The sequence below is a fragment of the Streptomyces sp. NBC_00523 genome, from assembly GCF_036346615.1.
Taxonomy (GTDB): Bacteria; Actinomycetota; Actinomycetes; order Streptomycetales; family Streptomycetaceae; genus Streptomyces.
Window position 1 is genome coordinate 1,518,316 of sequence record NZ_CP107836.1, and the last position, 23,129, is coordinate 1,541,444.

The window sequence follows — 23,129 nt, forward strand, 5'->3', positions numbered from 1 at the left end:
TGTCACCCGTACGGCCCGGACTTCATATTTTCTTTCTTCAGGCCCCCTTACCCGTACGAAGCCTGACGAATCGCCACATCCTCTGCACCAGTACCGTCACGAATGCCCTGCGCGCCGCCTATCCCCTTGGCGCACGATCCGCATCATGGACGACCATAGGGATACGAAAGAGATGCGGAACACCAAGGAACCGCGGTGAGAGGAGGCGTCCATGGGATCGGTGCGCAAGGCGAGTGCCTGGCTGGGCCTCGTAGAGGACAACGACGAGCGGTACTACGACGACGACGAGTACGCCGAGGGTGCACGGACCGGTACCGGTCAGGCGTGGGTGACCGATCCCCGGGTGCGGGTGGCCTCCGAGACCGCCGAGGAGACGGGCCGCCGGATCGCCACCGTGACCCCGGACAGCTTCCGGGACGCCCGCGCCATCGGCGAGCTCTTCCGGGACGGCGTCCCGGTGATCATGAACCTCACGTCCATGGACTCCGCCGACGCCAAGCGCGTGGTGGACTTCGCCGCGGGCCTGATCTTCGGACTGCGCGGGTCGATCGACCGCGTCGCCACCCGTGTCTTCCTGCTGACCCCCGCCGACACCCAGGTGATGAACGGCGAAGCCGTCGGCCGGCCGGCCGACGGCTTCTTCAACCAGAGCTGACCGCCCTGCGGGCGCTCATCGGAACGCGTCCAGGCCGGTGAGCGCCTTCCCCAGGACCAGCTGGTGCATCTCCACGGTCCCCTCGTAGGTGAGGACCGACTCCAGATTGGTCGCGTGCCGCATCACCGGGTACTCCAGCGAGATCCCGTTGGCGCCGAGGATCGTGCGCGAGGTGCGGCAGATCTCGATGGCCTCCCGCACGTTGTTCAGCTTTCCGAAACTGACCTGCTCGGGGCGCAGCCGCCCCGCGTCCATCCGCCGCCCGAGGTGGTGGGCGAGCAGGATGCCCTTGTGCAGCTCGACGGCCATGTCGGCCAGCTTGGCCTGGGTGAGCTGGAAGCCGCCGATCGGCTTCCCGAACTGCTCCCGGGTGCGCGCGTAGTCGACGGCCGCCTCGAAGCTGGACCGGGCCGCGCCCATGGCGCCCCAGACGATGCCGTAGCGGGCGTGGCTCAGACAGCTGAGCGGGCCGCGCAGTCCGGTGACCCCGGGCAGGACGGCGTCGGCGGGCAGCCGCACCTCGTCCAGGATCAGTTCGCTGGTGACCGAGGCGCGCAGCGACCACTTGTGCCGGATCTCGGGCGCGGAGAAGCCCGGCGCGTCGGTCGGGACGACGAAGCCCCGGATGCCGGTGCCGGCCGTCCCCTCGTCGGTCTGCGCCCAGACGACCGCGACCCCGGCGACCGAGCCGTTGGTGATCCACATCTTGCGGCCGCTGAGCACCCAGTCCTCGCCGTCGCGCTTGGCGTACGTGCGCATGGCGGCCGGGTCCGATCCGTGGTCGGGCTCGGTGAGGCCGAAGCAGCCGATGGTCTCGCCCGCCGCCATGCCCGGCAGCCACCGCTGCTTCTGCTCCTCGGAGCCGTAGCGGTGGATCGCGTACATGGCGAGGGAGCCCTGTACGGAGACGAGCGAGCGGATGCCGGAGTCGGCCGCCTCCAGCTCCAGGCAGGCCAGTCCGTACTGGACGGCCGTCGCCCCGGCGCAGCCGTAGCCCTGGAGCGACATGCCGAGCGCTCCGAGGGCGCCCAGCTCGCGGGCCAGCTCACGGATGCCGGGCAGCTCGCCGTTCTCGTACCACTCGGCGATGTGCGGCAGGACGCGGTCGGCGGCCCAGGTGCGGACGGTGTCGCGGATCGCGAGGTCCTCGGGGCTCAGCAGGTCGTCGACGCTGATCGGGTCGCGGGGGTCGAAGGGCGGGAGCTTCGAGGTGGGGGCGGTGGACATGAGGGTGTGCCTCCGGCGGGGTGCTCGAAAACTAGCAGCGTTAGTTACGGTGCCGGGCCGACGTTACGACCCGGTGTGCCGGACGTCCAGGGTGTCCGGGGCCCGCCCCGCCCGCGCGGCGCCGCGCGGGCACCCGGGGCGGTGCGTCGAGCCGGTCCGCGGCCTCGCGCGGCGGTGTGTCGCCGAGCTTCTCCGCCGGCTCCCGGGGCTCGCAGAGCTTCGGGGCGCACTCCATCACCCGGGGCAGCCGCAGCGCGGCGAGCGCCCCGAGGAGCAGGAGCCCCGCGCTGACCAGCAGCGTCACATGCAGCCCGTCGATGAAGGCGTCCCGGGCCGTGGTGCGCAGGACGGCACCCAGCGGCCCGCCCAGCGCCGCGGCCTCCTGGTACGCCTCGCCGAGCGAGTGGCCGGCCCCGGCGGCCGCGGAGGCGGGGACGCCGTCGGCGTGCAGCCCCGCGAGGCCGGGCGTATAGGCGGCGTTCATCACGCTGCCGAGGAGCGCTATCCCCATCCCGGCGCCCAGCTGGTAGGAGGTCTCCCCGATCGCGGCCGCCCCGCCCGCCCGGTCGGCGGGGGCCTCGCTGAGCATCGACTCGTACGCGCCGAACAGCGTGGACTGGAGGCCGAAGCCGAGGGCCACGAAGGCGACGGCCAGCAGAACGGGCCGGTCGTCGCGGCCCATCACGGTCAGGGTCAGCACCGAGGCAGCCGTCAGGACGAAGCCCCAGCCGACCATCCGGCGCGGCCCGAACCGGCGCAGGGTGTGGGAGCCGGTGGCGCCCGCGGCCATCGCGGCGAAGGTGAGCGGCAGCAGCCGGAGGCCGGTCTCCAGGGGGCTGAGGCCCAGGACGAGCTGGAGGTACTGGACGGCGACGAGCTCCAGGCCGACCAGGGCGAGCATGGCCAGGACGATGCAGCCGACGGCGGTCGAGAAGGCGGGCCGGGTGAACATGCCGATGTCGATCAGCGGGTGGGTACGCCGTTTCTGGCGGCGCACGAAGGCGGCGAGCAGGGCGGCCCCGAGCAGCAGCGGCACCAGGGTCGCGAGGTCGGCCAGGCCCTCGCCGGTGCCTGCCCGCTTCACTCCGAGGACCACGCCGAGCACCCCGGCGGCGGCCATCAGCGCGCCGAGCACGTCCCAGGGTCCGTCGTCGTTGCCCCGGGACTCGGGGAGCAGCAGTCGGCCGACCGGGAGGATCAGGGCCATCAGCGGGATGTTGATCAGGAAGACCGAGCCCCACCAGTAGTGCTCGACCAGGAAGCCGCCGATGACGGGCCCGGTGGCGGCGCCGACGGCGGCCACGGCGGACCAGACGCCGATCGCCACGGCCCGTTCGCGCCGGTCGGGGAAGACCTGGCGCAGGATCGAGAGCGTGGCGGGCATGATCATCGCCCCGCCGACGCCGAGCAGCGCCCGCGCCGCGATGAGCACGCCCGCGCTGTCGGCCAGCGCGGCAAGGGCCGAGGCGACGCCGAAGAGGGCGTAACCGAGCAGGAGGACGCGGCGGCGTCCGACCCGGTCGCCGAGGGTGCCGAAGAGGATCAGCAGCGAGGCGCAGACGAGCGGGTAGGCGTCCACGATCCACAGCAGACCGGCGGCGCTGGGCCGCAGGTCCTCGGTGACGGCGGGGACGGCCACGTGCAGCACGGTCGCGTCGAGCGCGACGAGCAGCAGGCTGAGGCAGAGGACGACCAGGACGACCCAGCGGTTGGCACCGTCGGCGGCTGCGCGCAGGCGGATTCGGGCGGTGGGCGTGCCGGTCATGCATTTACCTCCCAGATGGTCCCCTCGCTCTCGGCGGGCCCACGGGACGCGGTGTCCGGGCCCGGCATCGACGGGCGAGTGATCCGTCAGCGTACGCGAGTTCGGCCGGGCCACACGTGGTCCATCTCATACCGTCCAACCCGGCGGAGTGTGGCGTACGCCACTGCGCGCACCGCCCGGCGGGGGCCGTACGCCCTCCGCCCGAAGCCGTACGGTAACCGGACTGACACCCTCCGTTCCGTTTCGCCGCACCGTGGATAAACACACTTCGGGATCCCCGGAATTCTTCGCAAGCGCCAGCGGATTACTTGTCGAACAGGAATCGCATAACAGGCCGAAAAGAATAGGAGAGTTATTCAGACTCCCTGGGAAAACCCGGGGGCTGAGACATACTCCACATCACATCGTCATCACAAAGCGCCCGGATCGACAGGCGCGCCCACTCACTCGCTGTAACGTCGATTGGGTGCGTACCGACTTCTTCGCCCGGCTGGACCGGGAGCCGGAACCGCCGAAGATAGAGACACCGCGGATGAGCCGTCACCGCATCGCTCTCTTCGGCGGGACGTTGGCGTTCTATCTGGCCATCGTCGTTGCCGTGCTCATGTCGTCCTGGCTGGTGGCTCTGGACTGGAAGGTCATGCTCTTCCGGCCCTACCAGCAGTGGCCCGAAATCCACGCCGCCCTCGACTACTACGTGGTCCTCGGTCAGCGCGGGCCCACCGCGGTCATGGTCGCCTGCTGGCTCGGCTGGCGCTCCTGGCGGCAGCACACCCTGCGTCCGCTGCTGACGCTCGGCGCCTCGCTGCTGCTGCTCAACCTGACGGTGGGCGCGGTCAAGATCGGCCTCGGCCGGCTCGGCCCGCACTACGCGACCAGGATCGGATCGGCCGAGCTCTTCGCCGGCGGCGATATATTTCCCTCCGGCCACACCGCCAACGCCGTCGTGACCTGGGGAATCCTCGCCTACCTGGCCGCCACCCCGCGGGCCAGGCGCTATCTGTCGGCCATGTCCGCGATCGTCTCGCTCGGCGTCGGACTGACGACGGTCTACCTCGGTACGCACTGGCTGAGCGACGTGCTCCTCGGCTGGGCGGCGGGCCTGCTGATCCTGCTCGGCCTGCCCTGGGTGGAGCCGCTGATCACCCGCGCCGAGAACTGGATCTTCGCCGCCCGTGCCCGGCTGGGCGCCCCCGGCAGCCGTCCCGCGGCCCCGGTGCCCGCCACCGACGCCCCGGCGCCCGTACCGGCCGCACAGCCGCCCGCGGAGGAGCCGGCGGCGCAGGGTCCGGCACGCGGCCAGGCAGGCCGTCCGCCGGCCGTCAACGGCCGCCCCCGCCCCCATCCCGCGCCGGCCACGGCCCACGCGGTGCGCTCGGAGCGGTCCCCGGTGACGCCGGCCGGCAGCCGGCGCCCGCCGCACGCCGACCGCGCGCCGCGCGGGGGCACGGCTCCGGCCCGGCCGGTCGCCGGCGGCTGATCCCGGCATACGCGTGAGGGGCCCCGACCATGTCCGGTCGGGGCCCCTCACGCGTATGCCGGGAGTCCGGGCGGCTCAGCCGGTCCAGCAGCGCCTGACGACGCCGCCGTCGACCTCGAAGTTGATCCGGCCCACCTGGAACTCCATGGTGATGACCGTGCCCGGCGGCAGGGCCCGTACGGTGGACCAGCCGTGCTCCCGGGCCCGCTGCTCGGCGGTCTCTGCGGAGAGCCCCACATACGCGCCGGTGGCGTCGTCGGGCTGGGCGGGAGGGGTCGGTATGGGTGCCATGCCTCTCACCGTAGGCGCCCGGGTGCGGGGGCGGTAGCGGGGGCCGCGCGCGGGCACACGGCATCCTCATGTCGCTCACCGGTCACACTTGTGTCACAGGATCCCGACACGTGTTCGCCACGACCCCCTTCACCCGAACGTGCGATTCACAACCGGACGCACAGTAATCGCACAGGCCGGTGGACGATCATCGGAAGGGCGGGAAAACGACGCGGATTTCCACCCGGGGGCGAGGCCGAATTCTCCGAGGGAAAACGTTCCACGAGGACGGGCCTCGCCGGTAATTCGCCCTCCCTTATCGCACCCTTATCCCCGGGACCGACAGGCATACCATCGGACGGACCCGCCCGGGGCCACGGGACCGTATAGCGGACAACCCGGTTCCGCGCATTCCGGCACGCGGCGGGGGTACCGCCCGCTTCGCGCGTCTACCCCGCGCCCGCCCCTCCACACCTGCCAGCGCGGGCTGTTTTCTCCTCCTTTGTCGGTTGATCCCCCACCCTCCCGGCGCGCCCGGGCCCGATTCCGTACGGCTTCCCGCGTGACCCCGGCCGCGGCTCGCCCGTTGTCATCTCTGAGCCGGGAACCCCCCGGCGCACGTACCGAGTTCGAGGAGCCACCCGTGCCGCGCATGCTCGACGTCAGCGAGGACGTACGCGCCGAGATCGGCGACGCCGAAGCCGACCGGCTGCTCGTCGGCGACAACGCCCCGGGCAGTTACGACTGCACCTCCTGCCGCACCCCCGGCGACTCCGAGCAGGAGCGCACCAGCACGGTGCTGTTCGTCGGCGACGAGACCGCCGTGCTCGCCTTCGCTCACGCCAGCTGCATCCCCTCGCAGGTCGTCCAGGTCGCCGAGGAGCAGCTTCAGGGCGCCGTCCGCAGCATCACCGGCGGCGGGCAGGGGGAGCCGGAGCGGGTCGTCCCCGAGCAGGCCGTCCTCGGCATCACCAGCGGCCTCGTCCTGATCGACGACGAGCTGCACCCGGCCCTGGTGGTCGAGCCGACCGGCGCGATCGCCCGCCCCGGGACGGACGGCCGGGACGGCGACCAGTTCCTCCAGCTCCTCCTCGAACAGGGCTTCCAGCCGGTCCACCGCATGGAGCAGGTGCCGGAGGTGCTGCACGGCTGGTCGATCCTGCTCGCCATGGGCCAGCTGCACGCCGTGCTCCAGCCGGGCACGGGGGGCGGCACCCCGGTCGCCTGGTGGCAGGCGCACGCGCCGCTCCAGGTCACCGAGGGCTGGCGGACCGCCGCCAACAAGTCGCAGACCGTGCTGGTCTACGCCGCCCCGGCGGGCTCCATCGGCCAGCAGCCCCGCGAGGACCTGCTGCGCGACGCGCTGGAGAAGGCCGCGGCCGCCGGGCTGCTGGTCGCCGCCGCCATGCCGCTGGCCGGGACCTGACCGTGACCGCGCATCCGGAGCCCCGGCGGCGAACAGTTGTCTGTCCGACGGGTGTTTCCCCGGCGGGCCCGCATCCGACGGCCCACGAGGTCGTTGGCACCTACGTGCACTCATACGACCCCTCCCACCAGCGTCCGAGCCCGATCCCCGCGATGCGTCCCGCGCAGGACCCCTCGGGCGGCCCGTCCCACACCCCGATCTACGACGCGCTGTACTCCGAGTACCGCCGCTCGTTCCGGGCGTTGCCGGGTGATCGGACCGGCGAGGAGAGTCTGGGCCTCCAGGCCCTCGGCCTCTTCGGCTCGCGCGCCCCGCTGCGCGGCCACTCGGGCCACTCCTCCCCCGGCGGCACGGCGACGGGCGACCGGTCCGGCACGGGCACCCGCTCCGGGAGCCTCGGCGGCTGGCAGCGGGTGGGCCGCCATGCGGGGCGCACCCGGCCCGCGGCGCTGCCGCCCGGCTCACGGGACGCCTGACCTCCCGTACGCGACAGCCCCGGACCGCTCGGTGACCGAGCGCTCCGGGGCTGTCGCGTACCGCCTCGCGGGTTACTTCTTGCGGCCGCGCTTCTCGCGGACCCGGACCGAGATGTGGATCGGGGTGCCCTCGAAGCCGAACTCCTCGCGCAGGCGGCGCTCCACGAAGCGCCGGTAGCCGTGCTCCAGGAAACCGGAGGCGAAGAGGACGAAGCGCGGCGGCTTGGTACCCGCCTGGGTGCCGAACAGGATGCGGGGCTGCTTGCCGCCCCGGACCGGGTGCGGGTGGGCGGCGACGATCTCGCCCAGGAAGGCGTTGAGCCGGCCCGTCGGGACGCGGGTCTCCCAGCCGTCGAGCGCGGTCTCGATCGCCGGGACCAGCTTCTCCATGTGGCGGCCGGTGCGGGCCGAGACGTTGACCCGGGGGGCCCAGGCGACCTGCGCGAGCTCGGTCTCGATCTCGCGCTCCAGGTAGTAGCGGCGCTCCTCGTCCAGCGTGTCCCACTTGTTGAAGGCGAGCACGACGGCGCGGCCCGCCTCCACGGCCATGGTCACGATGCGCTGGTCCTGGACGCTGATCGACTCGCTGGAGTCGATCAGGATGACCGCGACCTCGGCCTTCTCCAGGGCGGCCGCGGTGCGCAGCGAGGCGTAGTAGTCCGCGCCCTCCTGGAGGTGGACGCGGCGGCGGATGCCGGCCGTGTCGATGAACTTCCAGGTGACGCCGCCCAGCTGGATGAGCTCGTCCACCGGGTCACGGGTGGTGCCCGCCAGCTCGTTGACGACGACGCGGTCCTCGTTGGCCACCTTGTTCAGGAGCGAGGACTTGCCGACGTTCGGGCGGCCGATGAGCGCGATGCGGCGGGGGCCGCCGACGGCCGTGCCGAAGGACTGCGGCGGGGCCTCGGGCAGGGCCTCCAGGACGGCGTCCAGCATGTCGCCGGTGCCGCGGCCGTGCAGCGAGGAGACGGGGTGCGGTTCGCCGAGGCCGAGCGACCACAGCGAGGTGGCGTCCGCCTCGCCGCTCTGCCCGTCGACCTTGTTGGCGCAGAGCACGACGGGCTTGCCGGCCCGGCGCAGCAGCTTGACGACGGCCTCGTCGGTGTCGGTGGCGCCGACGGTGGAGTCCACGACGAAGACGACCGCGTCGGCCGTCTCGATCGCGTACTCCGCCTGGGCGGCGACGGAGGCGTCCAGGCCGAGGACGTCCTGCTCCCAGCCGCCGGTGTCCACGACCTTGAAGCGGCGGCCCGCCCACTCGGCCTCGTAGGTGACGCGGTCGCGGGTGACGCCCGGCTTGTCCTGGACGACGGCCTCGCGGCGGCCGATGATCCGGTTCACCAGGGTCGACTTGCCGACGTTGGGCCGGCCGACGACGGCGAGGACGGGGAGCGGTCCGTGACCGGCCTCGTCCAGCGCGCCCTCGACCTCTTCGGGGTCGAACCCTTCCTGCGCGGCGAGCTCCATGAACTCCGCGTACTCGGCATCGCCAAGCTCTCCGTGCTCGTGGTCCGAGCCGCCGGAGTGAATCTGGTCGTTCATGAAGTCCGTTCCTCTTTGCATCATCATCGATGGACCACGCAGCGCGCGGTCCACTACTCAAGTCTTACCCGGTGCGCCCGGTGAGGCGCCCGGCGTGCTCCAGGTGGCCGGTCAGCCGGGCCTGGATGCGCAGCGTGGCCTCGTCCAGCGCCTTGCGCGTACGCCTGCCGCTGCCGTCGCCCGCTTCGAAAGCGTCCCCGAAGACGACGTCCACGCGGCTGCGCAGCGGCGGCAGTGCCGATATCAACCGGCCGCGGCGCTCGGTGCTTCCCAGGACGGCCACGGGGACGATCGGCGCCCCGCTGCGCACCGCGAAGTACGCGAGCCCGGCGCGCAGCGAGGCGAAGTCTCCTTCGCCCCGGGTGCCCTCGGGGAAGATCCCGAGCACCCCGCCGTCCTCCAGCACGCCGAGCGCGCGGGTGATGGCGGTGCGGTCGGCGGTCGTACGGTCCACCTCCAGCTGCCCGATTCCGCGCAGGAACGGGTCCAGGGGGCCGACGAACGCCTCTTTCTTGATCAGGAAGTGGACGGGCCTGGGCGCGGTGCCCATCAGCATCGGCCCGTCGATGTTGTGCGAGTGGTTCACCGCGAGTATGACGGGTCCGGCGGCCGGGACCCGCCAGGCACCGAGGACGCGGGGCCTGAAGAGCCCGTACATCAGCCCGATCCCGATGCCGCGCCCGACCGCCGCACCACGCGGCGAGGGCGCGCTCGTGGCGTCGGTCACTTCGCGGCCCGCTTCTCCCCGACGAGGGTGACGACGCACTCGATGACCTGCTGGAGCGTCAGCTCGGTGGTGTCCACCTCGACCGCGTCGGCGGCCTTGGCGAGCGGGGAGGTCTTGCGGCCGGAGTCCGCGGCGTCCCGCTTGATCAGCGCTTCCTTGGTGGCGGCGAGATCGGCGCCCTTGACCTCGCCGCTGCGGCGGGCGGCACGGGCCTCCGGCGACGCGGTGAGGAAGATCTTGATGTCGGCGTCGGGCAGCACGGTGGTGCCGATGTCGCGGCCCTCGACCACGATGCCCTTCGCCGCCTCGGCGGCGATGGTGCGCTGGAGCTCGGTGATCAGGGTGCGCACCTCGGGGACGGCGCTCACGGCGCTGACCTTGGAGGTGACCTCCTGGGTGCGGATCGGGCCGGAGGCGTCCTCGCCGTCGACGGTGATCGTCGGGGCGGCGGGGTCGGTGCCGGAGACGATGACGGGCTTGGCGGCGGCGGTCGCGACCTGCGCGGCGTCGTGCACGTCGATGCCGTTGTTCAGCATCCACCAGGTGATGGCGCGGTACTGGGCCCCGGTGTCCAGGTAGCTGAGGCCGAGCTGGGCGGCGACGGCCTTGGAGGTGCTGGACTTGCCGGTGCCGGAGGGGCCGTCGATGGCGACGATCACTGCGGCCGGGGCGGTCCGGACGGCGGCGCTTACGGTTTCCACGGTGGTGGACACCTTCCTGGTGCTCGGGGCGGGCTGGGCGGGACGCGTGAACCCGCCCCGCACAAGGTTACCGAGTGCGGGGAGGGGTCCGGTCACCCCTGTGGACAAGCGTGCGACCGGCCAGTGTCCCATGGTCCTACTGACGGATCGACCAGCCCCGGTCGCGGAGGGCCGCCGCCAGGACGGGCGCGGCGCTCGGTTCGACCATGAGCTGGACGAGACCGGCCTGCTGGCCGCTGGCGTGCTCGATGCGCACGTCCTCGATGTTGACCCCGGACCGGCCCGCGTCGGCGAAGATCGCGGCCAGCTCGCCGGGGCGGTCGCTGATCAGGACGGCGACCGTCTCGTACGAGGCCGGGGCGGCGCCGTGCTTGCCGGGCACCCGGACGCGGCCGGCGTTGCCCCGGCTCAGGACGTCACGGATGCCCTCGGTGCCCGCGCGGCGCTTCTCCTCGTCGGCGGACTGGAGCCCGCGCAGCGCGGTGACCGTCTCCTCCAGGTCGGCGGCGACGCCCGCGAGGACGTCGGCGACGGGACCGGGGTTGGCGGACAGGATCTCGACCCACATGCGCGGGTCCGAAGCCGCGATCCGGGTCACGTCCCTGATCCCCTGCCCGCACAGCCGCACCGCGCTCTCGTCGGCGTCCTCGAGCCGCGCCGCGACCATCGAGGAGATCAGCTGCGGGGTGTGCGAGACGAGCGCGACGGCCCGGTCGTGGGCGTCGGCGTCCATGACGACCGGGACGGCCCGGCACAGCGCGACCAGCTCCAGGGCGAGGTTCAGCACCTCGGTGTCGGTGTCCCGGGTCGGGGTGAGCACCCAGGGCCGCCCCTCGAAGAGGTCGGCGGTCGCGGCGAGCGGACCGGACCGCTCCTTGCCGGCCATGGGGTGCGAGCCGATGTACGGGGTGAGGTCGGCCCCCAGCGCCTCCAGCTCGCGGCGCGGGCCGCCCTTGACGCTGGCGACGTCGAGGTAGCCCCGGGCCACCCCGTCGCGCATGGCGGCGGCGAGCACGGTCGCGGTGTGGGCGGGCGGCACGGCCACGACCGCCAGGTCGACGCGGCCCTCGGGCGGCTCGTCCGTACCGGCGCCGAGCGCGGCGGCGGTCCTGGCCGACTCGGGGTCGTGGTCGACCAGGTGGACGGTGACGCCCCGGCCCGCGAGGGCGAGGGCCGCGGAGGTCCCGACGAGGCCGGTACCGATGACGACGGCGGTTCTCACTGGGCGATGTCCTTGCGCAGGGCGGCGGTGGCGCCGAGGTAGACGTGGTTGATCTCGGCCTTGGACAGATAGGTCTCGACGTGCGCCAGGACCCGGACCACCCGGGGCATGGCCCCCTCGATGTCCAGTTCCTGGGCGCAGATCAGCGGTACGTCGGTGATCCCGATGGAGCGCGCGGCGGCGGCCGGGAAGTCGCTGTGCAGGTCGGGCGTGGCCGTGAACCAGATGCTGATCAGGTCGTCCGCGACGAGTTCGTTGCGCTCCAGCACGGCGGTGAGCAGGGCGCCGACCTGCTCGTGCAGGTGCCCGGTCTCGTCCCGGTCCAGCTGGACGGCGCCCCGGACCGCTCGTACCGCCACGTCGTGCTCCTCGCTCGTTCCGTACCGCTTTCCGCGTATGCGATCAGCCTAGAGGGGCGCCGGGGTCCCGTGCCCGCCCGCCCTTTTTATGAGACGCGCCCGCGCCCGGTCCTCGCGTAGCCTCCCGGCATGATCACGCCGACCGACGAGGCCCTGGTGCGCCGCCACACGGTGTACTCCTGTGTGATGGGCTCGCGCGCCTTCGGTCTCGCCACCGAGACCAGCGACACCGACCGGCGGGGCGTGTTCCTGGCACCGACCCCGCTGTTCTGGCGCTTCGAGAAGCCGCCCACGCACATCGAGGGCCCGGCGGACGAGCAGTTCTCCTGGGAGCTGGAACGCTTCTGCGAGCTGGCCCTGCGGGCCAATCCGAACGTGCTGGAGTGCCTGCACTCGCCGCTGGTCGATCACGTGGACGACACCGGCCGGGAGCTGCTCGCCCTGCGCGGCGCCTTCCTCTCCCGCCGGGCGCACGACTCGTTCGTACGCTATGCCCTGGCCCAGCGCCGCAAGCTGGAGGCGGACGTCCGCGTCCACGGCGCCCCGCGCTGGAAGCACGCCATGCACCTGCTGCGGCTGCTGGCGAGCTGCCGGGACCTGCTGCGCACCGGCGAACTGACGATCGAGGTGGGCGACGCCCGCGAAGCCCTCCTCGCGGTCAAGCGCGGCGAGGTCCCCTGGCCGGAGGTCGTACGCCGCATGACCCTCCTCGCCGCCGAGAACGACGAGGCGGCCGCCACCTCCCCACTGCCCGACGAGCCGGACCGTGCGCGCATCGAGGACTTCCTCGTCCGCACGCGCCGGGCGTCGGCGGCGGCCTCAGCGCTCTGAGAGCCGGGCCCGCACCACGAGGTCGTGGAGCGCGTCGAAGCCGCCCGCTCCGTCCGGAAGCTCCGACGCCTCCTGCGCCGCGTCGAGCACCCCGTGGAGCACCGCGACGTCCCGGCCCACCGCCGCCGCGTCCACGCCGTCCGCTCCCCCGTGCTCGGCCTCCGCCTTGGCCGCGATGAGGCCGGGCAGGTAGCCGGGAGCGTCCACCCGCGCGAGGAGCGTCGGCAGGTGGGCCAGCACCTCACCACTGCGCACCAGGTGGATACCGGTGAGCAGCGCCCGGAAGGTGTACAGCAGTGGCTTGAGCTCACCGGTGCGCTCGAAGAGCCGCCACTGTGTGTTGGCGAACCCCCGGTAGTGGTGGGCGTGATTGCGGGTGAGGACCTGCGGGGCGAGGGCCACCAGTTCGGCGTGCAGCGGGGTGGTGTGCACGACCAGCGGCGAGAGCAGCTGTTCCAGCACATAGCCGTTCGGCTTCAGCATCAGCCGGACGAACTTGCGCAGGTCGTGCGTGACGAGGTCCATCTCCACCCCGTCCCGGTCCCACATCCGCGAACGGGTCTCCTCGGGCTCCCGCAGCCCCACGAGGTCCTCCGCGGGCAGCAGATGCACCCCGCGCATGTCCACGTCCGAATCCCGGGACGGGAAGCCGTACAGGTGCGCCCCGGAGACCGTGGCGAACAGCAGCGGGTGACGTTCGCCGGCGAGGACCGGGCCGAGATCGGTGACCGGTAGACCGGCCTCCTGGAGGAGCGTGGTGTACGAGGGCATGGCTCAATCGTCCCAGAGCGCCCCGAGCTCCAGCAGTTCGTCCCGGTACTCGATGCGCTCCACCCATGCGGCGGGCCAGGCGTCCGGGCCCAGGTGGGCGCCGGCCAGTGCGCCGGTCAGGCAGGCGATGGAGTCCGAGTCGCCGCGGGTGCAGGCGGCGCGGCGCAGGGCGGTGACGGGTTCGTCCGGGAAGAGCAGGAAGCAGTGCAGGGCGGTGGCGAGGGCGTGCTCGGCGATCCAGCCGTCTCCCGTGCGCTCGCAGGGGTCGGTCTCCGGCGAGGGGGCGCGCAGGGCGTCCTGGACGGTCTCCAGCGCGGCCAGGCACTCGTCCCAGCCCCGGCTGATGTAGGCCTCGGGCGAGGCGTCGTGCGTGTGGCGCCAGAGGTCGCCGAGCCACCGGTCGAGGTAGCGCTCGCGGTTCTCGTACGCGTACGAGCGCAACTGGCCGATCAGGCCGAGCGGTTCGGTCCCCCGGGCGAGCAGGTGCACCGCCCGGGCCGTCAGGTCGGAGGCGGCGAGCGCGGTCGGGTGGCCGTGGGTGAGGGCCGACTGGAGCTGGGCGGCGCCGGAGCGCTGTTCGTCGGTGAGTCCGGGCGCGAGGCCGATGGGCGCGACGCGCATGTTGGCGCCGCAGCCCTTGGAGCCGGTCCGGCTCGCCTCCTGCCAGGGGCGGTCGCCGTCGAGCAGGTGGCAGGCTTCCAGGCAGGTGCGGCCGGGGGCGCGGTTGTTGTCGGGCGAGTGGTACCAGTCGACGTACTCCTCGCGCACCGGGCGGGCCAGCCGCAGCCCGGTGAGCAGGCCCCGGCCCATGGCGGTGCGCAGGCCCCGGCCCAGCGCCAGGGTCATCTGGGTGTCGTCGGTGACGAAGGCGGGCTTCGGCAGCTCCATCTCCCGCCAGGGCCCGCACTTGGCGAGGATCGACGGCACGTCGTTGAACTCGGTGGGGAAGCCCAGCGCGTCGCCGAGCGCGAGCCCGGTCAGCGCTCCGGTCGCGGCCTTCTTCGTACGGGTCGTCGTCATGCTGGGCGTCCTTCCGGTCGCAGGAGCGGGGGGTGGAGTGCGGTGGCGTCGCCCGCCCGGTAGAGGGCGGCGGGTTTGCCGCGGCCGCCGGTGCGGCGCGGGGCGCCCTCCGCGGGCTGTACGAAGCCCGGAGTGGCGAGGACCTTGCGGCGGAAGTTGGGGCGGTCGAGCTCGACGCCCCAGACCGTTTCGTAGACCTGTTGCAGCTCGCCCAGGGTGAAGTGCGGCGGGCAGAACGCGGTGGCCAGACAGGTGTACTCCAGCTTGGCGCCGACCCGGTCGCGGGCGTCCGCGAGGATGCGGTCGTGGTCGAAGGCGAGCGGGCCCGTCCGGGCCGCGTCCCACCAGCGCGCGCCCGCCGCGTCACCGCCGCCGCGCGGTTCGGGAAGGTCCGGGACGAGGGCGGTGTGGGCGACGGAGACGACGCGCATCCGAGGATCGCGGTCCGGGTCGCTGTAGGTGCGCAGCTGCTCCAGGTGGAGCCCGGAGACCGTGTCGTCGCTCAGCCCGGTCTCCTCGGCCAGTTCGCGGCGGGCGGCGGCCCCCGCGGACTCGCGGGGCAGCAGGAAGCCGCCGGGGAGCGCCCAGTGGCCCTTGTACGGTTCCGCGCCGCGTTCGACGAGCAGGACGTGCAGCCGGGACGCGCGGACCGTGAAGACCGCCAGGTCCACGGTGACCGCGAACGGCTCGAAGGCGCTCGGGTCGTAGCCCTCGGGGGCGGTGGCGCTCATCGGTGCTCCGGGAGGGGCGCGGCGAAGTCCCAGCCCTCGGCGAGCAGCGCGTCGACGGCCTCGACCGCGCGGGTGAGGCGCGCCTCACGGCTGCCGGTCACCTCGATGAAGGTCCGGCCGGTACGGGTGAGCTCGGCCCGGAAACGGTCGGTCATCCAGGGCCGCAGCTCCTCGCCGTCGCGCAGCCCGTCGTCCTCGAAGGCGACGCCCTCGTGGTCCGTGAGCAGCCACAGGTGGTGGCGGGCCCGGTCCGCGACGCGCTCGACCAGCGGGTTGCGCCCGCCCACGTACCGCTCGTGCCAGACGGTCGTCGCGAAGGAGTCCGTGTCGCAGAAGAGCACCGGGGAGCCGGTGCGGGCGGCCTCCTCCTCGCGGGCGTTCTGGACCTCGGCGATGTGCGGGAAGTCGTGGGTGGCGAGGGTGACGTCCTCCCACTGGGCCCGGGGCCACCGCTCGCGCAGCTCGGCCAGTTTCCGTTCGCTGAACTCGCGCCCGTACTCGGCCACGTACCCCGTGTGCGCCCAGATCCCGCCGCGCTGCCGGTAGTGGGCGGCGAGCGCGCGGGCCAGCGTGGTGGTGCCGGTGGACTCCGCGCCGAGGACGACGACGCGGCGGGCGAGCGCCGCCCGCACCGGCGCTTCGAGGAAGCCCCAGCAGCCGGCCGGGTCCGCTCGGACGGCGGTGCCGGAGACGGGGTACGCGGTGCGGTCGGGGTCGACGCAGACGGACTCGGCGCCGAAGCGGCGGGCCAGCTCGTCCCCGTACGACTCCGAGGTGAAGACGGCGTCCACCCGCTCGGGCACGGCGGCCGTGAAGACGGCCATGTGGGCGTCCCAGATCGCCGGGTCGTGGAGGTCCATGCGGGTGTCGTCCACGGCGCCGACCACCGTCACGTCGGGATGCGCCTGCCGCATCCAGTCGACCCGGTCGGCGAGCGGGACGGACTCCACCGAGGCGGCGCAGACCAGGACGGTGAGCCGTTCGCAGCGGGCGGCGGCGGTGCGGACGAGGTGGTGGTGGCCGGCGTGCGGCGGGTAGAACTTGCCGAGCACGAGTCCGTGCGGGTAGCGCTTCATGCGAGGGCCTTCGAGAGTTGCGGGTCGGCCGCCGTGAGGTCGCGGCGCCAGTTGCGCAGGCCGGTCAGGCACAGCGTCAGGAAGCCCCCGTACAGCAGCGAGGTCAGGTACAGCTCCTTGTACGCGTACAGCGGGATGTACACGAGGTCGGCGGCGATCCACAGCCACCAGGACTCGACCAGCTTGCGGCACTGCCCGTAGGTCGCCGCGAGCGAGAGCGCGGTCGTCAGCGCGTCCCAGAACGGCACGGTCGAGTCGGTCGCCCTGTCGAGCAGGACGGTCAGCGCCCCGGTCCCCACCGCCCCCGCCACGAGCAGCCAGGCCCACTCGGTGCGCGTGGTGCGCCGCACCGGCAGGTCCGTCCCTGGTCCACCCCCGTGGGTCCAGGTCCACCAGCCGTACGCGGCGAGGGCGATGAAGACGATCTGGAGTCCGGCGTCGGCGTACAGGCCGGACTGGGCGAACAGCAGGATGAAGAAGAGGTTGTTGGCGATGCCGATCGGCCAGTTGGCGAGGTGCTGGCGGGCCACGAGCCAGACGCACAGCGCACCGCTGCCGAAGCCCAGCACCTCGGTCCAGCTGACCGGGGTGTCCAGGACCGTCACCAGGGGCTGCTGCAGGGGATCGAGTATGTCCGCGAGACTCACGCCCGCCTCCTTAATAGTCACTGTGACTATAAAGGCTCGGCCGGGCATGCGAAAGGCCCGCGGCCGGTTCCTCTCCGGAAAATTCCGGGGAACCGGCCGCGGGCCTTCGAGCGCTGCGGGGGACGGGCTACAGGCCGACCTCGCGCATGAGCATGCCCACCTCGGTGTTGGTGAGCCGGCGCAGCCAGCCCGACTTCTGGTCGCCGAGCGCGATCGGGCCGAAGCCGGTGCGCACCAGCCGGTCGACGGGGAAGCCCGCCTCGGCCAGCATGCGGCGCACGATGTGCTTGCGGCCCTCGTGCAGGGTGACCTCGACCAGGTAGTTCTTGCCGGTGTTCTCCACGACGCGGAAGTGGTCGGCGCGGGCGTAGCCGTCCTCCAGCTGGATGCCGTCCTTGAGCCGCTTGCCCAGGTCGCGCGGGAGGGGGCCCTGGATGGCCGCCAGGTACGTCTTCTTCACGCCGTACTTGGGGTGGGTGAGACGGTGGGCCAGCTCGCCGTGGTTGGTGAGCATGATGATGCCCTCGGTCTCGGTGTCCAGCCGGCCGACGTGGAAGAGCCGCGTCTCACGGTTGGTGACGTAGTCCCCGAGGCACTGGCGCCCGTCCGGGTCCTCCATGGAGGCGACGACCCCGGCCGGCTTGTTCAGCGCGAAGAACAGGTAGGACTGGGTGGCGACGGTCAGCCCGTCGACCTTGATCTCGTCCTTGTGCACGTCGACGCGCATGCCCTGCTCGACGACGATCTCGCCGTTCACCTCGACCCGGCTCTGGTCGATCAGCTCCTCGCAGGCGCGGCGCGAGCCCATGCCGGCACGGGCCAGGACCTTCTGCAGCCGCTCGCCCTCCTGCTCGGCGCCCGGGTGCGTCTTCGGGGTCTTGATCTCGGGCTTGTTCGCGTACCGGTCGCGGTTGCGCTGCTCGATCTTGGCGTCGAGCTCGCGCGGGCGCGCCGGGGCGCCGTACGGGCCGCGCCGGGCGCCGCCCTTCGCGCCGCCGCCCTGCGGGCTCTTCGGGCCGCCCTTGGCGCCGCCCCGGGCCGCCGCGCCGCGCCCCTTGCGGACGCCGTCGGCGCCGGGCCTGTCGGTGCCCGTGTCGTAGCGGCGCTCCTCGGGCCTGGGCTTGCGGGGGCGCTCCTCGTTCCGGCGGTCCTCGCGCTCCGAGCGGGGGGTCCGCGCGTTCGGGTTGCTGTTCCGGCCGGTGCCGCTGTTGTTCCTGCCGCTCCGGCCCCCGGAGCTGCCGCCGCTCCTGCCGCCGCCGCTACCGCTGTTCCTGCCACTGCTTCGCATCAAAAGTCCGTCTTGTCGTCTGCGTGAGTTTCCGGGGTGTCCGGTGCGTCCGGATCGAACGACGGCACACCCTCTGGCGTCTCGGCCTCGATCGCGTCCGCCTCGGGGAGGAAGGGCGCGAGCTCCGGGAGCTCATCCAGGCCACGCAGGCCCATCCGCTCCAGAAAGTAGTTCGTCGTCCTGTACAGGATCGCACCTGTTTCGGGTTCCGTGCCCGCCTCCTCGACCAGACCCCTCTGGAGCAGGGTCCGCATGACCCCGTCACAGTTCACCCCGCGCACCGCCGAGACCCGCGACCGGCTCACCGGCTGCCGGTACGCGACGACCGCCAGGGTCTCCAGGGCCGCCTGGGTCAGCCGGGCGTGCTGGCCGTCCAGGACGAAGCCCTCGACCGCCGCCGCGTACGCGGGCCGGGTGTAGAACCGCCAGCCGCCCGCGACGAGCCGGAGGTCGAAGCCGCGCCGCTGCGCGGTGTACTCGTCGGCCAGCTCCCGCAGCGCGGCGGCCACGGCCCGCCGGGGGCGCTCGAGGACCTTGGCCAGGTGTTCCTCGGTGGCGGGCTCGTCCACGACCATCAGGACGGCCTCCAGGGCGGGCTTGAGGTCGAGCTCCGCGACCGCGGAGCCGTCGGGGTGGTGCTCGTCGCTCATGGCGTCTCGTCCTCCGGGGTCTCGGGGCCGTCCGGGGCGTCCGGGGCCTCCTGGTCGAATTCGTCCGTCACGACGGGCTCGGCCCCCGCCTCACCGGCCCAGCGCACCATCAGCTCGCCGAGCGCCACCTCCTGGTCCAGGGCGACGGCCTTCTCCCGGTACAGCTCCAGCAGGGCGAGGAAGCGGGCGACGACGGTGAGGGTGTCCGGGGCGTCCTCGGTCAGCGCCCGGAAGCTCATCTCGCCGGCCTCGCGGACCCGGGCGACCACGATGCCCGCCTGTTCCCGGACGCTGACCAGGGGGGCGTGGATGTGGTCGACGTACACCTGCGGCGCGGGCTTCGGCTGCATCGCCTTCACGGCCAGCCGGGCGAAGCCCTCGGCCCCGATGCTGATGACGACGTCCGGCAGCAGTGCGGCGTGGTGCGGTTCGAGGCCGACGGTACGGGGGAAGCGGCGGGCCTCCGATTCGAGCCGGCCGCTGAAGATGTCGGCGACGCGCTTGTACGCGCGGTACTGGAGGAGCCGCGCGAAGAGCAGGTCCCTGGCCTCCAGGAGCGCGAGGTCCGCCTCGTCCTCCACCTCGGCGGCGGGGAGCAGCCGGGCGGCCTTCAGGTCGAGGAGGGTCGCGGCGACCACCAGGAACTCGGTCGTCTGGTCCAGGTCCCAGTCGGGGCCCATCGCCCGGATGTGGGCCATGAACTCGTCGGTGACCTTGGACAGGGCGACCTCGGTCACGTCCAGCTTGTGCTTGGAGATGAGCTGGAGGAGCAGGTCGAAGGGGCCCTCGAAGTTCGCCAGCCGGACTTTGAACCGGCCGTCGTCGGGGGCGGGCGCCGCTTCGGGGACCTCCTCCTCCGGCGCGGGCGCCTCGGCCGGGGCCGGGGCCTCGGCCGGGGCCTCCACGGGCACGTCCCCCGCCCCCGGCCCGCGCCCCAGGGGGCGGCGGGCGGTGCGGGCGGGCTCGTCGGGTGTCGGCATGGAGATCCAGGGTGCGCGGGACGGGATACGGCGGCGGGCGGCGGCCCGTACGGAAGGGGCATGCCTTCCGGGCAGGCTACCGGCGCCGTACCGGTCAGCGGCCGCGCAGCCGTCGTACGAGGATGCTCGCGTCGCCGCGCGATTCCAGGTCCGCCAGGACGACGGCGACCGCCTCGCGGACGATCCGGCCCCGGTCCACCGCGAGGCCGTGCTCGCCGCGCAGGACGAGGCGGGCGTGCTCCAGGTCCATCAGCTCCTCGGCGGAGACGTAGACCGTGATCTTCTCGTCGTGGCGCTCGCGGCCGCTGGGCCGCCGGTTCGCACCGCGTCCGCCGCCGCGCCTGCGCTGCTGCTGCACGACGGGCGCCGCCGGGGCGGGCTCGGCGGGCTGCTGCGGGCGGCGGCCGGCCTGGGCGGCGACGGCGACCCGGTCGCCCTCGGCGGACCGGCTGCGCGAGTCGCCCGCGTCGGCGGCGGCCGCCGCGTGCTCCGGGCGGGCGGGCGCGGCACCGGATTCCGGGGCGGTCTCCCCCGGCGCCTCGGCCCCGGGTTCGTTCTCACCGGACGGAGCCGGGACCCGGGCCTCGCCGTTCGCCTTGCGCCTCCGCTCCGCGGGCGACGAGGACTGGAGCCCCATCCCCCCGGTCGTACGGAACAGTTCGTCGGCCCCGGGCAGACTCACTCGGCGTGACACCGGGCGAGCACCTCCCTGGCGAGCTGGCGATAGGCGGCGGCACCGACCGAGTTGGAGGCGTACGTGGTGATGGGCTCACCGGCGACCGTGGTCTCCGGGAAGCGGACCGTGCGCCCGATGACCGTGTGGTAGACGTGGTCGTCGAACGCCTCGACCACCCGTGCCAGGACCTCGCGGCTGTGCACCGTACGGGAGTCGTACATGGTGGCGAGGATGCCGTCGAGCTCCAGCTCCGGGTTGAGCCGCTCCTGGACCTTCTCGATCGTCTCGGTGAGCAGCGCCACCCCGCGCAGCGCGAAGAACTCGCACTCGAGCGGGACTATCACCTTGTGCGCGGCGGTCAGCGCGTTCACCGTGAGCAGGCCGAGCGAGGGCTGACAGTCGATCACGATGTAGTCGTAGTCGGCCATCAGCGGCTTCAGGGCGCGCTGGAGCGTCGACTCGCGGGCCACCTCGCTGACGAGCTGCACCTCGGCGGCGGAGAGGTCGATGTTGCTGGGGAGCAGGTCCATGTTGGGGACCGCGGTCTTCAGCAGGACCTCGTCGGCCGCCATGCCCCGCTCCATGAGCAGGTTGTAGACGGTGAGGTCGAGCTCCATCGGGTTGACCCCGAGGCCGACCGAGAGGGCACCCTGCGGGTCGAAGTCGACCAGCAGGACGCGCCGTCCGTACTCGGCGAGCGCGGCACCCAGGTTGATGGTCGACGTGGTCTTGCCGACGCCGCCCTTCTGGTTGCACATCGCGATGATCTTCGCGGGGCCGTGGTCGGTCAGCGGGCCCGGGATCGGGAAGTAGGGCAGGGGGCGGCCGGTCGGGCCGATCCGCTCACGGCGCTGCCGGGCGGCGTCCGGCGCGAGCGTGGCCGCGTACTCCGGGTCGGGCTCGTACTCGGCGTCGGGGTCGTAGAAATGCGCCTGGGGCGTCTCGGCGAAGTCGGCGAGGGGGGCGGTGTCCCGGCCACTCTCGTTGCCGGCCATGGCGTTCACGTGTAGGCCGTCCATCATCTGGGGGGCTGTCGTCATGTGCTGGAGGGTGGAGAAGGTGCGGACAGCGACGGAGCCGACAGCCTCCAGCCCGTTCGGGCTCTGGCCCCGTGCAGGCATCCCTGGTTGAACACCCCCGGGAGTAATTGTCGACTCATTCACAAGTCGTCTTACCTCCTTGGACGTGACCAGGAAACTTATCGATAGGTCAGCGTGGCACCATGCCGACGATTGGCGACTCTATGGCGTGTCCCCTGTCCGCAGCAACACAATCCGCCGGACCCGGCCCGTTGTGTCGGCAATCGAACGCCCCGCTGTCAAGGGCGCGCAACCCTCGGTACACACTTTTCCCGAGTGTACGAAACGGTTAAAGGGTTACGTTCGAGACGAGTTGCTCGGGGGCGCGCGCGGCCCCGGCATGCGTCCGGCCGGACCTTGACGGCAAGGTCCGGCCGGGCGCACGGAGTTGACGAAGCGGTTGACCCGGGTCAGCCGATGAGCGTGTTCAGGTCGACATGGTCGAGGCCGTGCGCCTCGGCCACCTCGCGGTAAACGACCTGCCCGTCATGGGTGTTGAGGCCCTTGGCGAGCGCGGCGTCCCGACGCAGCGCCTCCACCCAGCCCCGGTTGGCGAGCTCCACGATGTAGGGCAGCGTCGCGTTGGTGAGGGCGTACGTCGAGGTGTTGGGCACCGCGCCGGGCATGTTCGCGACGCAGTAGAAGACCGAGTCGTGGACCTGGAAGGTCGGCTCGGCGTGCGTCGTGGGGTGCGAGTCCTCGAAGCAGCCGCCCTGATCAATTGCAATGTCGACAAGTACACTTCCGGGCTTCATCTTGGCGACGAGCTCGTTGGTGACCAGCTTCGGGGCCTTGGCGCCGGGGATCAGCACGGCACCGACGACGAGGTCGGCCTCGACCACGGCCTTCTCCAGCTCGAAGGCGTTGGAGACGACGGTCTGCACCTGGGTGCCGAAGACCTTGTCCGCCTCGCGGAGCTTGTTGATGTCCTTGTCGAGCAGCGTGACGTGGAAGCCGAGGCCCACGGCGATCTGGGTGGCGTTCCAGCCGGAGACGCCGCCGCCGATGACGACGGCACGGCCGGCCGCCGTACCGGGGACACCGCCCGGCAGCACGCCGCGGCCGCCGGCCGAGCGCATCAGGTGGTACGCGCCGACCTGCGGGGCCAGCCGGCCCGCGACCTCGGACATCGGGGCGAGCAGCGGCAGCGCGCGGTTGGCCGTCTCGACGGTCTCGTACGCGATGGCGGTGGTGCCCGACTCCAGGAGTGCGTCCGTGCACGCGCGGGAGGCCGCGAGGTGCAGGTAGGTGAAGAGGGTCTGGCCCTTGCGGAGGCGGTGGTACTCCTCGGCGACCGGCTCCTTGACCTTGAGCAGCAGGTCGGCGGCGGCCCAGACCTCGTCGGCGGTGGGCAGGATCTCCGCACCGGCCGCGACGTACTCCTCGTCCGTGATGGAGGAGCCCGCTCCGGCGTTCCGCTCGACGACGACCTGGTGGCCGTGGCGGACGAGCTCATGCACACCGGCAGGCGTGATCGCCACGCGGAACTCGTTGTTCTTCACTTCGCGGGGGATGCCGACCTTCATGTCG

24 protein-coding genes are annotated in these 23,129 nt (G+C 72.6%); 5 read left to right on the top strand and 19 right to left on the bottom strand.

Translation table 11 applies throughout. The features are described 5' to 3' along the window. The first annotated feature begins 211 nt into the window (after positions 1–211). A complete protein-coding gene (locus OHS17_RS06805; protein WP_073968076.1) occupies positions 212–655 on the top strand; it encodes a cell division protein SepF in 444 nt (147 codons plus the stop codon). A gap of 15 nt (positions 656–670) precedes the next feature. Here the strand turns inward: OHS17_RS06805 and OHS17_RS06810 are convergent, their stop codons facing one another. Together OHS17_RS06810 and OHS17_RS06815 are read right to left on the bottom strand one after the other, a co-directional pair. Continuing rightward, on the bottom strand, positions 671–1,882 hold the full coding sequence (locus OHS17_RS06810) for an acyl-CoA dehydrogenase family protein (RefSeq protein ID WP_330311444.1): 1,212 nt from the start codon (positions 1,880–1,882) through the stop codon (positions 671–673). 40 nt (positions 1,883–1,922) lie between these two features. After that, positions 1,923–3,647 carry an MFS transporter gene (locus OHS17_RS06815; protein WP_330311445.1) on the bottom strand — a complete coding sequence of 575 codons (1,725 nt, stop codon included), beginning with the start codon at positions 3,645–3,647 and terminating at the stop codon, positions 1,923–1,925. 466 nt (positions 3,648–4,113) lie between these two features. Here OHS17_RS06815 and OHS17_RS06820 point away from each other — a divergent pair, with 466 nt between their 5' ends. Further along, positions 4,114–5,127, top strand: coding sequence for a phosphatase PAP2 family protein (locus OHS17_RS06820; RefSeq protein WP_330311446.1), 1,014 nt, complete (start codon positions 4,114–4,116; stop codon positions 5,125–5,127). Positions 5,128–5,202: 75 nt separating this feature from the next. Here OHS17_RS06820 and OHS17_RS06825 read toward each other — a convergent pair whose 3' ends face one another. Continuing rightward, positions 5,203–5,418, bottom strand: a complete 216-nt coding sequence (locus OHS17_RS06825) for an I78 family peptidase inhibitor (RefSeq protein ID WP_018103622.1) — start codon at positions 5,416–5,418, stop codon at positions 5,203–5,205. A gap of 622 nt (positions 5,419–6,040) precedes the next feature. On the opposite strand from OHS17_RS06825, the gene OHS17_RS06830 reads away from it, so the two are divergent. Both OHS17_RS06830 and OHS17_RS06835 read left to right on the top strand, forming a co-directional pair. Continuing rightward, positions 6,041–6,823, top strand: a complete 783-nt coding sequence (locus tag OHS17_RS06830) for a hypothetical protein (RefSeq protein ID WP_330311447.1) — start codon at positions 6,041–6,043, stop codon at positions 6,821–6,823. A 152-nt stretch (positions 6,824–6,975) separates the two neighbouring features. Next, entirely contained in the window at positions 6,976–7,299 is a 324-nt protein-coding gene (locus OHS17_RS06835; RefSeq protein ID WP_164628072.1) for a hypothetical protein, read from the top strand. Between the two features lie 72 nt (positions 7,300–7,371). Here the strand turns inward: OHS17_RS06835 and der are convergent, their stop codons facing one another. From der to aroH, 5 genes are all read right to left on the bottom strand, one after another. Continuing rightward, positions 7,372–8,841, bottom strand: a complete 1,470-nt coding sequence (der, locus tag OHS17_RS06840; protein WP_018103619.1) for a ribosome biogenesis GTPase Der — start codon at positions 8,839–8,841, stop codon at positions 7,372–7,374. A 64-nt stretch (positions 8,842–8,905) separates the two neighbouring features. After that, on the bottom strand, positions 8,906–9,568 hold the full coding sequence (locus OHS17_RS06845) for a lysophospholipid acyltransferase family protein (RefSeq protein ID WP_328899499.1): 663 nt from the start codon (positions 9,566–9,568) through the stop codon (positions 8,906–8,908). Next, a complete protein-coding gene (cmk, locus tag OHS17_RS06850) occupies positions 9,565–10,281 on the bottom strand; it encodes a (d)CMP kinase (RefSeq protein WP_161210296.1) in 717 nt (238 codons plus the stop codon). Before cmk ends, OHS17_RS06845 begins: the two co-directional genes overlap by 4 nt. Before the next feature lie 124 nt (positions 10,282–10,405). Then, positions 10,406–11,491, bottom strand: a complete 1,086-nt coding sequence (locus OHS17_RS06855; protein WP_330311448.1) for a prephenate dehydrogenase — start codon at positions 11,489–11,491, stop codon at positions 10,406–10,408. Beyond that, positions 11,488–11,850, bottom strand: a complete 363-nt coding sequence (aroH, locus tag OHS17_RS06860; RefSeq protein ID WP_330311449.1) for a chorismate mutase — start codon at positions 11,848–11,850, stop codon at positions 11,488–11,490. Before aroH ends, OHS17_RS06855 begins: the two co-directional genes overlap by 4 nt. 129 nt (positions 11,851–11,979) lie before the next feature. Here aroH and OHS17_RS06865 point away from each other — a divergent pair, with 129 nt between their 5' ends. Further along, positions 11,980–12,681, top strand: coding sequence for a nucleotidyltransferase domain-containing protein (locus OHS17_RS06865; protein WP_330311450.1), 702 nt, complete (start codon positions 11,980–11,982; stop codon positions 12,679–12,681). On the opposite strand, the gene OHS17_RS06870 is transcribed toward OHS17_RS06865, so the two are convergent. From OHS17_RS06870 to ald, 11 genes are all read right to left on the bottom strand, one after another. Further along, positions 12,670–13,452, bottom strand: coding sequence for a nucleotidyltransferase domain-containing protein (locus tag OHS17_RS06870; RefSeq protein ID WP_330311451.1), 783 nt, complete (start codon positions 13,450–13,452; stop codon positions 12,670–12,672). The two genes, OHS17_RS06865 and OHS17_RS06870, sit on opposite strands and share 12 nt — an antisense overlap. 3 nt (positions 13,453–13,455) lie before the next feature. Beyond that, on the bottom strand, positions 13,456–14,472 hold the full coding sequence (locus OHS17_RS06875; protein WP_330311452.1) for an ADP-ribosylglycohydrolase family protein: 1,017 nt from the start codon (positions 14,470–14,472) through the stop codon (positions 13,456–13,458). Further along, the gene (locus OHS17_RS06880) at positions 14,469–15,203 is read right to left on the bottom strand and encodes an NUDIX hydrolase (RefSeq protein WP_330311453.1); all 735 of its coding nucleotides are present in this window, start codon (positions 15,201–15,203) and stop codon (positions 14,469–14,471) included. Before OHS17_RS06880 ends, OHS17_RS06875 begins: the two co-directional genes overlap by 4 nt. After that, complete coding sequence (locus OHS17_RS06885) at positions 15,200–16,279, bottom strand: AAA family ATPase (RefSeq protein WP_330311454.1); 1,080 nt, start codon at positions 16,277–16,279, stop codon at positions 15,200–15,202. The genes OHS17_RS06880 and OHS17_RS06885 overlap by 4 nt, the downstream gene beginning before the upstream one ends. Next, positions 16,276–16,926: a nicotinamide riboside transporter PnuC gene (gene pnuC / locus OHS17_RS06890; protein WP_330311455.1), complete on the bottom strand. Its 651-nt coding sequence runs from the start codon at positions 16,924–16,926 to the stop codon at positions 16,276–16,278. The genes OHS17_RS06885 and pnuC overlap by 4 nt, the downstream gene beginning before the upstream one ends. Before the next feature lie 127 nt (positions 16,927–17,053). After that, the gene (locus OHS17_RS06895; RefSeq protein WP_330311456.1) at positions 17,054–18,214 is read right to left on the bottom strand and encodes a pseudouridine synthase; all 1,161 of its coding nucleotides are present in this window, start codon (positions 18,212–18,214) and stop codon (positions 17,054–17,056) included. Next, positions 18,214–18,864, bottom strand: coding sequence for an SMC-Scp complex subunit ScpB (gene scpB, locus OHS17_RS06900; protein ID WP_330311457.1), 651 nt, complete (start codon positions 18,862–18,864; stop codon positions 18,214–18,216). The genes OHS17_RS06895 and scpB overlap by 1 nt, the downstream gene beginning before the upstream one ends. Further along, positions 18,861–19,844 (bottom strand): segregation and condensation protein A, encoded by a 984-nt coding sequence (locus OHS17_RS06905; RefSeq protein ID WP_330311458.1) that lies wholly within the window; start codon positions 19,842–19,844, stop codon positions 18,861–18,863. Before OHS17_RS06905 ends, scpB begins: the two co-directional genes overlap by 4 nt. A 94-nt stretch (positions 19,845–19,938) precedes the next feature. Next, positions 19,939–20,526, bottom strand: a complete 588-nt coding sequence (locus OHS17_RS06910) for a hypothetical protein (RefSeq protein ID WP_330315173.1) — start codon at positions 20,524–20,526, stop codon at positions 19,939–19,941. Further along, positions 20,523–21,641, bottom strand: a complete 1,119-nt coding sequence (locus OHS17_RS06915; RefSeq protein ID WP_330311459.1) for a ParA family protein — start codon at positions 21,639–21,641, stop codon at positions 20,523–20,525. Before OHS17_RS06915 ends, OHS17_RS06910 begins: the two co-directional genes overlap by 4 nt. 368 nt (positions 21,642–22,009) lie before the next feature. Beyond that, positions 22,010–23,125 (bottom strand): alanine dehydrogenase, encoded by a 1,116-nt coding sequence (ald, locus tag OHS17_RS06920; protein ID WP_330315174.1) that lies wholly within the window; start codon positions 23,123–23,125, stop codon positions 22,010–22,012. Positions 23,126–23,129: the final 4 nt, after the last annotated feature.